Here is an 8,905-nt window from a genome sequence, read left to right as displayed (position 1 = left end):
TTTTGAGAGATATCTCACATGACAGGCACCAAGGACCGGTTGACAGGCTGCATGCTATCGCTGTTGCTGGCCGCCCTGTTGCTGTTCGCCGGCCCCGCCCACGCCGACTCCGCCACCCCCGCCCAGGCCCAGCAGCGCGCCAAGGCCGTAACCCAGGTGGTGCTCGGCATCCTCAGCTATGCCCGCTGGCCCTCTGAACCCAACCCCCTGCGCCTGTGCCTGGTGGGCCCCACCGAATACGCCGACGACCTGATCAAGGGCAACCTGCAGAACTCCGGGCAGCCGCTGCTGGTGCGCCGCCTGCTGGCCACCGATGCCAGCGTGGCCAGTGCCTGCGATGCGGTGTACATCGGCCGGCTCGAGCAGGGCCTGCGCGAACGGCTGTTCCAGGCCATCAACGGCCACCCGGTGCTGAGCATCAGCGAGGCCGACGACCCCTGCACCGTGGGCAGCCTGTTCTGCCTGCGGGTCAGCGACCAGCAGGTGGCCTTCGAGGTCAACCTCGACTCGGTTGCCCGCAGTGGCGTGCGCATTCACCCCAGCGTGCTGCAACTGTCGCGGCGCCGGGCGGTGCAGCCATGAAGCCCAAGGCTGTGAGGTTCCCCCGGCCAACCCTGCGCGCGGTGCTTGGCCGTGGCCACCTGCTGGTGGCGTGCCTTGCAGCGGGGCTTGCCGGTGTGCTGGTGACCCTGCTCGGGGTGACTGCCCTGACGGTCAACGCCAACCATAACCTGCACCTGATCGCCCGCTCCATCAGCTACACCGTCGAGGCTGCGGTGGTGTTCCATGACAGCGCGGCGGCCAACGAGGCGCTGGCGCTGATCGCCGCCTCGGAGGAGCTGGCCGAAGCCCGCGTCTACGACAACGACGGCGCCCTGCTGGCCCACTGGCAACATGACGGGCAGGGCGTGCTGGCTCAGCTGCAGGCCAAGGTAGCCGGCGCCTTGCTGGAAGAGCCGGTCAACCTGCCGGTACAGCACATGGGCCGCCAGGTCGGCCATGTCGAGCTGGTTGGCCAGGGCGGCAGCCTGGTGCGTTTTCTGCTCAGCGGCCTGGCCGGCATCCTGCTGTGTGCCGTGGTCAGTGCGCTGCTGGCGTTGTACCTGTCGCGGCGGGTGTTCAGCGATATCATCCGCCCGCTGCGCCACCTGGCCAGCGTGGCCCATGCCGCGCGGCGCGAACGCAGCTTTGGCCGGCGCGTGCCGCAAACCCAGATCGCCGAGCTGAACGAACTGGGCAACGACTTCAACGCCCTGCTCGACGAACTGGAAGCCTGGCAGAGCCACCTGCAAAGCGAGAACGCAAGCCTTGCCCACCAGGCCAGCCACGACAGCCTCACCGGGCTACCCAACCGCGCCTACTTCGAAGGCCGCCTGGGCCGCTGCCTGCACAGCGCCGCGCGGCTGCGCGAGCATGCGGCGCTGTTGTTCCTCGACAGCGACCACTTCAAGCAGATCAACGACAGCCTCGGCCACGCCGTGGGCGATGAGGTACTGGTCAGCGTCGCTGCGCGGGTGCGCGCGCAACTGCGTGAGCACGACCTGGTGGCGCGCCTGGGCGGTGACGAATTCGCCGTGCTGCTTGCGCCACTGCAGGCCCGTGAAGATGCCGAGCGCATTGCCGAGAAGATCGTCGCCAGCATGCAGCAGCCGATCCAGCTGGACGATGGCAACAGCCTGACCACCTCGCTGAGTGTCGGCATCGCCTTTTACCCCGACGACGGCCGCGACCCGGCCAGTCTGCTCAATGCCGCCGATGCGGCGATGTACCAGGCCAAGCGCAAACGCCGGGGCCAATGGCAGGTGGCGCAGCCGGAACGCCGCGCCGTGGATGGAAGAACAGGAGCTCAACCGTGATCGACCGCTTGTTGCGTATGCGTTTTCCCTTGCTGGCCGTGCTGCTCGCCGTGCTGGCGCTGCAGGGCTGCCAGAGTGTGCCGCCCAAGGGCCTGACCGCCGAGCAGGTCGCGGTGCTCAAACGCGAGGGCTTTGCCCCCACCGACGAAGGCTGGGCGTTCGATCTGTCGGGCAAGGTGCTGTTCGGCAGCGATGTGGACGGCCTCAACAGCCAGAGCCAAAGCATCGTCGAGCGCATCGGCAAGGCCTTGCTGTCGGTGGATATCCAGCGCGTGCGGGTGGACGGCCATGCCGATGCCTCGGGCAAGGCGGCTTACAACCAGCAGCTCTCCGAGCGCCGCGCGCAAAGTGTGGCCCGGGCCCTGCAAAGCATCGGCATGCAGCCGGGCAACATCCAGACCCGCGGCCTTGGCAGCAGCCAGCCGGTGGCCGACAACCGCACCAGCGCCGGGCGCATGGAGAACCGCCGGGTGTCGATTGTGGTGGCGTCGAGCTGACATGCCGCCAAGCTCTCACAGAAAAAACTGCAACTCATTGATTTAACAGGTGCTATGTGGGAAGCGGCCTTGCCGGGGCGCCGTCCGGTCGAGATGGGGCGCGAAGCGGCCCCAAGATCTCGGCTTCATGCAAAATTGCTGGGGCTGCTGCGCAGCCCATCGCGACACAAGGCCGCTTCCCACTTGGGCCATGGCGCATCTGTGAGACCAGTTCTCTGCGCGACAGCGCAGCCCGAAGGGCTGGGGGATTTCCTACAGGGAACGCGCTCAACCCTGGGCGAACTTCATCTCGCGGGTTTCGCCCATCAGCAACGGCGCATTGGCCTCGGTCACCCCGCGGATGTAATCCCACAGCAGGGTAATGCGCTTGAGCTTGCGCAAGTCCTCCCGGCAGTACATCCAGAACTGCCGCGTCACCTCGATTTCATCGGGCAGCACCGTCACCAGCCGCTCATCCTGCGCGGCCAGAAAACACGGCAGTATCGCCAGCCCGCGCCCCTGCAACGCCGCCGTGTACTGCGCGATCACGCTGGTGCTGCGCAGGTGCGCCTGGGCGTTGGGAATCAGGTTGGCCAGGTACAAAAGCTCCGAGCTGAACGCCAGGTCGTCCACGTAGCTGATGAACGGGTGGCCGGCCAGGTCCGCCACCGAATGGATCGGCGCATGGCTGTCCAGATAGCCCTGGGTCGCATACAGCCGCAGCCGGTAGTCGCACAGCTTGCAGCACACATAGGGCCCGTGCTCGGGCCGCTCCAGGGCGATGACAATGTCGGCCTCGCGCTTGGACAGGCTGATGAAGTGCGGCAACGGCAGGATATCTACCGAAATGGCCGGCCAGGCATCGACGAAGTGGCTCAGCTGCGGGGTGACGAAGAAGCTGCCGAAGCCCTCGGTGCAACCCATGCGCACATGCCCCGACAGCGCCACCCCCGAGCCCGAAACCTGCTCGCAGGCCATGTGCAGGGTGCTTTCGATGGACTCGGCGTAACCCAGCAAACGCTGGCCCTCGGCGGTCAGCACGAAGCCGTTGGTGCGGGATTTTTCAAACAATAAAGTGCCCAGCGCCCCTTCCAGCGAACTGATCCGCCGCGACACCGTGGTGTAGTCCACGGCCAGGCGCTTGGCCGCGCTGCTGGCCTTGCGGGTGCGCGCCACCTCTAGAAAGAACTTGAGGTCATCCCAGTTCAGCGCGCCCAGGGAGGTGAGGTCTTTTTGCATGATGATCCGGTTTTTTTGTTAATTCTTGTTGGATGTTTGCACATCTATACTCGAACTCAGCCCCTGTACGCCACCCCGTGTCCGCCCCGGGCGCCGGCATCATCGCTGCGACAATAATTCCAAGGAGAGCGCAGATGAACGCACCGCACACCCCCGACCAAGCCAAGGTCGAGCAGGTGAAACTGCTCATCGACGGCCATTGGGTCGAGTCGAAAACCACCGAATGGCGCGACATCGTCAACCCCGCCACCCAGCAAGTGCTGGCGCGGGTGCCGTTCGCCACCGAAGAAGAAGTGGACGCCGCCGTGGCCGCCGCCGAGCGCGCCTTCAAAACCTGGCGTGACACCCCCATCGGCGCGCGCATGCGCATCATGCTCAAGCTGCAGGCGTTGATCCGCGAGCACAGCAAGCGCATCGCCGTCACCTTGAGCGCCGAACAGGGCAAGACCATTGCCGACGCCGAGGGTGATATTTTCCGCGGCCTCGAAGTGGTCGAGCACGCCGCCTCCATCGGTACCTTGCAGATGGGTGAGTTCGCCGAGAACGTCGCCGGTGGCGTCGACACCTACACCCTGCGCCAACCCATCGGCGTGTGCGCCGGCATCACGCCGTTCAACTTCCCGGCGATGATCCCGCTGTGGATGTTCCCCATGGCCATCGTCTGCGGCAACACCTTCGTGCTCAAGCCGTCCGAACAGGACCCGCTGTCGACCATGATGCTGGTGGAGCTGGCGCTCGAAGCCGGTGTGCCGGCCGGTGTGCTCAACGTGGTACACGGTGGCAAGCAGGTGGTCGATGCCATTTGCACCCACCAGGACATCAAGGCCATTTCGTTCGTCGGCTCCACCGAGGTGGGCACCCACGTCTACAACCTGGGCAGCCAGCACGGCAAGCGCGTGCAGTCGATGATGGGCGCCAAGAACCACGCCGTGGTGCTGCCAGACGCCAACCGCGTGCAAACCATCAACGCCCTGGTCGGCGCCGCCTTCGGTGCAGCCGGCCAGCGCTGCATGGCCACCTCGGTGGCGGTGCTGGTGGGCAAGGCCCGCGAATGGCTGCCAGACATCAAGGCGGCCGCCAGCAAGCTCAAGGTCAATGCCGGCTGTGAGCCGGGCACCGATGTTGGCCCGGTGGTCTCCAAGCGCGCCAAGGAACGTGTGCTGGGGCTGATCGAAAGCGGCATCAAGGAAGGCGCCAAGCTCGAACTGGACGGCCGCGAGGTCAAGGTGCCGGGCTACGAGCAAGGCAACTTCGTCGGCCCGACCCTGTTCTCTGGTGTGCGCACCGACATGCAGGTGTACACCCAGGAAATCTTCGGCCCGGTGCTGGTGACGCTTGAGGTGGACACCCTCGATGAGGCCATTGCCTTGGTCAACGCCAACCCGTTCGGTAACGGCACCGGCCTGTTCACCCAGAGCGGCGCCGCGGCGCGCAAGTTCCAGAGCGAGATCGACATTGGCCAGGTGGGCATCAATATCCCGATCCCGGTGCCGGTACCGTTCTTCAGCTTCACAGGCTCGCGTGGCTCCAAGCTCGGCGACCTCGGCCCGTACGGCAAGCAGGTGGTGCAGTTCTACACTCAGACCAAGACCGTCACCGCCCGCTGGTTCGACGATGACAGCGTAAACGACGGTGTGAACACCACCATCAGCCTGCGCTAAAGGAGTTCGCCATGCGTATCGCATTCATCGGCCTGGGCAACATGGGCGCGCCCATGGCCCGTAACCTGATCAAGGCCGGGCATTCGCTGAACCTGTTCGACCTGAACAAGGCCGTGCTGGCCGAGCTCGCCGAACTGGGCGCCCAGGTCAGCGCCTCGCCGAAAGACGCCGCCGCCAGCAGCGAGCTGGTGATCACCATGCTGCCAGCGGCCGCCCATGTGCGCAGCGTGTACCTGGACGAAGACAGCGGCGTGCTGGCCGGCATCCGCCCCGGCACCCCGACCGTGGACTGCAGCACCATCGACCCGCAGACCGCCCGCGAGGTGTCCAAGGCCGCTGCGGCCAAAGGCATCGACATGGGCGACGCGCCGGTATCCGGCGGTACCGGTGGCGCGGCCGCCGGCACCCTGACCTTCATGGTCGGTGCCAGCGCCGAGCTGTTCGCAACGCTCAAGCCGGTACTGGAACAGATGGGCCGCAATATCGTGCACTGCGGCGAGGTGGGTACCGGGCAGATCGCCAAGATCTGCAACAACCTGCTGCTGGGCATCTCGATGATCGGCGTGTCCGAGGCCATGGCCCTGGGCAACGCGCTGGGCATCGATACGAAAGTGCTGGCCGGCATCATCAACAGCTCCACCGGGCGCTGCTGGAGTTCGGATACCTACAACCCGTGGCCGGGCATCATCGAGACGGCCCCGGCCTCGCGCGGCTACACCGGCGGCTTTGGCGCCGAGCTGATGCTCAAGGACCTGGGGCTGGCCACCGAAGCGGCGCGCCAGGCGCACCAGCCGGTGATCCTCGGCGCCGTGGCCCAGCAGCTGTACCAGGCCATGAGCTTGCGAGGTGAAGGCGGCAAGGACTTCTCGGCGATCATCGAGGGCTACCGCAAGAAGGATTGATTGCAGAGGTGGGCTTGATCGCATGGCCAGTGCCGCGTCCCTCTGTAACTGCGCACCTGGGGGAGGTGGCACTGGCGATGCGATTTTTTTTGCGCGTCAAATCAGTAACTGTAGGAGCCGGCTTGCCGGCGATAGGGCCGTAACTGGCGACCCCCTGCACAAGGTATGTCGCCTGGGCTGGCCAAATCGCCGGCAAGCCGGCTCCTACAGGTTGAGTGTCAGCCTTGGGAATCAGGCAAACACGAAGTACTTGCGCACCGTCTCGACCACTTCCCAGGTGCCTTTCATCCCCGGCTCGATCACGAACACATCGCCACCTTTGAGGTGCTTGGGCTCTTCACCTTCCGGGGTGATGATGCAGTAGCCTTCGAGGAAGTGGCAGAACTCCCATTTGTCGTAGTTCACCTCGAACTTGCCCGGGGTGCAGATCCAGGTGCCCATGATCTTGCTGCCGTCGGCCGACAGGTAGGCGTTGAGGTTGACGGTGTGCGGCTCGCCGCCGATGCGCTTCCACTTGGTCGCGTCGACCACCGGGGTCGGGCAGGTTTCGCGCAGGACAGTGATGAAATCGGACATGGCGTGGCTCCAGGCAACGGGTGATGTGACCCGTCACCTTAGGGCCATCGCCATCCCCGCAGTTGCCTCGGCTCGACGCCCAGCTGTCTGCCCGCGCTATGCCTGGCGCCTTCACACCATCCCTTGTAGGGGCCGGCTTGCCGGCGATCAGGCCTAAAGCCGACCACGCAGTGCAGCAATCACCTCAGATATACCCCTCCCCAGTACCTCCGGCGGCTGCAGGCTCTCACCAAACTCACGCCAGACGAACAAGGTCAGCTCGGCCCCATCGGTGGCCGACAGCGCCTTTTGCATCGATCCGAACCGCTGCAACGCCCGGTAGCGCTCGTCGCGCCAGAACAACGCCTCGACCCAGTCGTACACCGGGATGAAATGAAAATGCAGCGGGCACCCCGGCACATGCCCGTAGCGCCCGATGTACAGCCACTTGGGTGCCAGCTCCAGGTCCATGGCCTGTTGCAGCTTGCCCATCAGCAGGCCCATCTGCGCCAGCGCTTCGCCCGGAAGGTCCGCAAGGCTGGCCACCGGCGCCCGCGAGCCGAGCATCAGGTAGCCCGGCAGGCGTGAGCCCAGGTGGTGGTTGATCACCCAGTGCTCGGTCTGGTGGACGATATGGCTGGCAGGTATTTGCACCGACTCACGCCCACCAGTAGCGCACGAAGTGGAAGAACACCGGCGCGGCAAAGCACACCGAGTCCATGCGGTCGAGCATGCCGCCGTGGCCCTCGATCATGTGGCCCCAGTCCTTCACCCCGCGGTCGCGCTTGATCGCCGACATCACCAGCCCGCCGAAGAAGCCCATGGCATTGACCGTCAGCGCCATCAGCGCCGCCTGCCAGAAGGTGAACGGGGTGATCCAGCACAGCATGGCGCCGATCAGCGTCGCCAGGGCCACGCCGCCCAGCAGGCCTTCGAGGGTTTTGGACGGCGACAGGTTGGGCGCCACCTTGCGCTTGCCGAACAGCTTGCCGCACACGTACTGCAGCACATCGGACAGCTGTACCACCAAAATCAGCCAGGCGATCAGCAGCAGGTTGCGGCCCTCGAAGCCGTGGATATCCAGGGTCATCAGCGCCGGCACCGACGACACGCAGTACACCGCGATCATCAACCCCCACTGCACCTTCGACGCCCGCTCCAGAAAGCGCGTGGTGTCGCCACCGAAGCTGGCCAGAATCGGCAACAGCAGGAACAGGTACACCGGGATGAAAATGCTGAACAGCCCGTACCAGTCCATGGCAATCAGCAGGTACTGCACCGGCAGCGCCACATAGAACGCCGCCACCAGCGCCGGGTAGTCGCTGCGCCGGGTCGGGGTGAGGGTCATGAACTCGCGCAGGGCATAGAACGACACGCCGTAGAACAGCAGGATCACGCCGTACTTGCCGAACAGGAAGGCAATGCCGATCACCAGCACCATCACCCACCAGGCGTTGATGCGCGCGTTGAGGTTGTCGATGACCGCGTGGGGCGCGGCGCCGGCGCGCCACTTGAGCAGGCGGCCAATGACGCTGGCCAGCAACAGCAGGGCGCCGATGCCGGCGAACAGGGACAGGGTGTTGTGATCCATCTCAGGCATCCTTAGGGGCCAGGTTCAGCAGGGACTGGCGGGCCCGCTCCAGAAACGCGTGCTTGCTCTCGTCTTCGATCAGGTGCAGCGGCTCGCCGAAACTCAAGGTGCACAACAGCGGCAGCGGCAGGGCGCGGCCCTTGGGCATCACCCGGTTGAGGTTGGCGATCCACACCGGCACCAGCTCCACCTGTGGGTTGGCCGCCGCCAGGTGGAACAGCCCGCTCTTGAACGCCAGCAACGGCTCATCACCAAGGTTGCGTGTGCCCTCGGGGAAGAAAATCAGCGAATCGCCCTGGGCGAAGGCGTCCAGCACCGGTTGCAGCGGGTTGCCTTCGGCGGCCGGGCGCTGGCGGTCGATCAGCACGGCGTTGAATACCCGGCGGATGATGAAGTCGCGGATGCCCGGCTTGCACCAGTAGTCGGCCCCGGCCACCGGCCGGGTGTGGCGGCGCAGGGCGTCGGGCAGCGCCGCCCACAACAGCACGAAGTCGCCGTGGCTGCTGTGGTTGGCGAAGTACAGGCGCTGCACCGGCTGCGGTGTACAGCCCAGCCACAGGGCGCGAGCGCCGGTGATCAGGCGGGCGGCGGAGGTGATGACGAAGGCAGTCAGGCTGGCGAGCAT

At 65.6% G+C, this 8,905-nt stretch carries 10 protein-coding genes; 5 read left to right on the top strand and 5 right to left on the bottom strand.

All coding sequences use genetic code 11. From position 1 onward, the window contains the following. Nucleotides 1-18 precede the first annotated feature (18 nt). Genes yfiR through yfiB form a run of 3 tightly spaced genes read left to right on the top strand, consistent with a single transcriptional unit; the run spans nucleotide 19 to nucleotide 2,353 of the window. Nucleotides 19-582, top strand: a complete 564-nt coding sequence (gene yfiR / locus KSS94_RS23590; RefSeq protein WP_217840446.1) for a regulatory sequestration protein YfiR — start codon at nucleotides 19-21, stop codon at nucleotides 580-582. Beyond that, nucleotides 579-1,856, top strand: a complete 1,278-nt coding sequence (gene dgcN, locus KSS94_RS23585) for a diguanylate cyclase DgcN/YfiN (RefSeq protein ID WP_217840445.1) — start codon at nucleotides 579-581, stop codon at nucleotides 1,854-1,856. Before yfiR ends, dgcN begins: the two co-directional genes overlap by 4 nt. 17 nt (nucleotides 1,857-1,873) lie before the next feature. Then, nucleotides 1,874-2,353, top strand: a complete 480-nt coding sequence (yfiB, locus tag KSS94_RS23580; RefSeq protein ID WP_217843654.1) for an outer membrane lipoprotein YfiB — start codon at nucleotides 1,874-1,876, stop codon at nucleotides 2,351-2,353. A gap of 267 nt (nucleotides 2,354-2,620) precedes the next feature. Here yfiB and KSS94_RS23575 read toward each other — a convergent pair whose 3' ends face one another. Then, entirely contained in the window at nucleotides 2,621-3,571 is a 951-nt protein-coding gene (locus KSS94_RS23575) for a LysR family transcriptional regulator (RefSeq protein ID WP_217840444.1), read from the bottom strand. Between the two features lie 134 nt (nucleotides 3,572-3,705). Here KSS94_RS23575 and KSS94_RS23570 point away from each other — a divergent pair, with 134 nt between their 5' ends. Both KSS94_RS23570 and mmsB read left to right on the top strand, forming a co-directional pair. Continuing rightward, nucleotides 3,706-5,232 (top strand): CoA-acylating methylmalonate-semialdehyde dehydrogenase, encoded by a 1,527-nt coding sequence (locus KSS94_RS23570; protein ID WP_217840443.1) that lies wholly within the window; start codon nucleotides 3,706-3,708, stop codon nucleotides 5,230-5,232. Between the two features lie 11 nt (nucleotides 5,233-5,243). After that, nucleotides 5,244-6,134 (top strand): 3-hydroxyisobutyrate dehydrogenase, encoded by an 891-nt coding sequence (gene mmsB, locus KSS94_RS23565; protein WP_217840442.1) that lies wholly within the window; start codon nucleotides 5,244-5,246, stop codon nucleotides 6,132-6,134. A 231-nt stretch (nucleotides 6,135-6,365) separates the two neighbouring features. Here mmsB and KSS94_RS23560 read toward each other — a convergent pair whose 3' ends face one another. The 4 genes from KSS94_RS23560 to KSS94_RS23545 all read right to left on the bottom strand — a co-directional run bounded on the left by KSS94_RS23560 (nucleotide 6,366) and on the right by KSS94_RS23545 (nucleotide 8,905). Further along, on the bottom strand, nucleotides 6,366-6,710 hold the full coding sequence (locus KSS94_RS23560) for a cupin domain-containing protein (protein ID WP_038411964.1): 345 nt from the start codon (nucleotides 6,708-6,710) through the stop codon (nucleotides 6,366-6,368). Nucleotides 6,711-6,863: 153 nt separating this feature from the next. Next, nucleotides 6,864-7,343, bottom strand: a complete 480-nt coding sequence (locus KSS94_RS23555) for an HIT family protein (protein ID WP_217840441.1) — start codon at nucleotides 7,341-7,343, stop codon at nucleotides 6,864-6,866. A gap of 4 nt (nucleotides 7,344-7,347) precedes the next feature. Then, nucleotides 7,348-8,280 carry a phosphatidate cytidylyltransferase gene (locus KSS94_RS23550; RefSeq protein ID WP_217840440.1) on the bottom strand — a complete coding sequence of 311 codons (933 nt, stop codon included), beginning with the start codon at nucleotides 8,278-8,280 and terminating at the stop codon, nucleotides 7,348-7,350. 1 nt (nucleotide 8,281) lies between these two features. After that, complete coding sequence (locus tag KSS94_RS23545; protein WP_217840439.1) at nucleotides 8,282-8,905, bottom strand: lysophospholipid acyltransferase family protein; 624 nt, start codon at nucleotides 8,903-8,905, stop codon at nucleotides 8,282-8,284.

Source organism: Pseudomonas fakonensis (assembly GCF_019139895.1).
Taxonomy (GTDB): Bacteria; Pseudomonadota; Gammaproteobacteria; order Pseudomonadales; family Pseudomonadaceae; genus Aquipseudomonas; species Aquipseudomonas fakonensis.
This window is presented reverse-complemented; position numbering and strand designations above follow the sequence as displayed.

Bases quoted from the DNA above. Each gene is read 5' to 3' on its own strand.
- yfiR (WP_217840446.1), top strand. From the start codon at position 19: ATGACAGGCACCAAGGACCGGTTGACAGGCTGCATGCTATCGCTGTTG.
- dgcN (WP_217840445.1), top strand. From the start codon at position 579: ATGAAGCCCAAGGCTGTGAGGTTCCCCCGGCCAACCCTGCGCGCGGTG.
- yfiB (WP_217843654.1), top strand. From the start codon at position 1,874: ATGCGTTTTCCCTTGCTGGCCGTGCTGCTCGCCGTGCTGGCGCTGCAG.
- KSS94_RS23575 (WP_217840444.1), bottom strand. From the start codon at position 3,571: ATGCAAAAAGACCTCACCTCCCTGGGCGCGCTGAACTGGGATGACCTC.
- KSS94_RS23570 (WP_217840443.1), top strand. From the start codon at position 3,706: ATGAACGCACCGCACACCCCCGACCAAGCCAAGGTCGAGCAGGTGAAA.
- mmsB (WP_217840442.1), top strand. From the start codon at position 5,244: ATGCGTATCGCATTCATCGGCCTGGGCAACATGGGCGCGCCCATGGCC.
- KSS94_RS23560 (WP_038411964.1), bottom strand. From the start codon at position 6,710: ATGTCCGATTTCATCACTGTCCTGCGCGAAACCTGCCCGACCCCGGTG.
- KSS94_RS23550 (WP_217840440.1), bottom strand. From the start codon at position 8,280: ATGGATCACAACACCCTGTCCCTGTTCGCCGGCATCGGCGCCCTGCTG.
- KSS94_RS23545 (WP_217840439.1), bottom strand. From the start codon at position 8,905: ATGCTCGCCAGCCTGACTGCCTTCGTCATCACCTCCGCCGCCCGCCTG.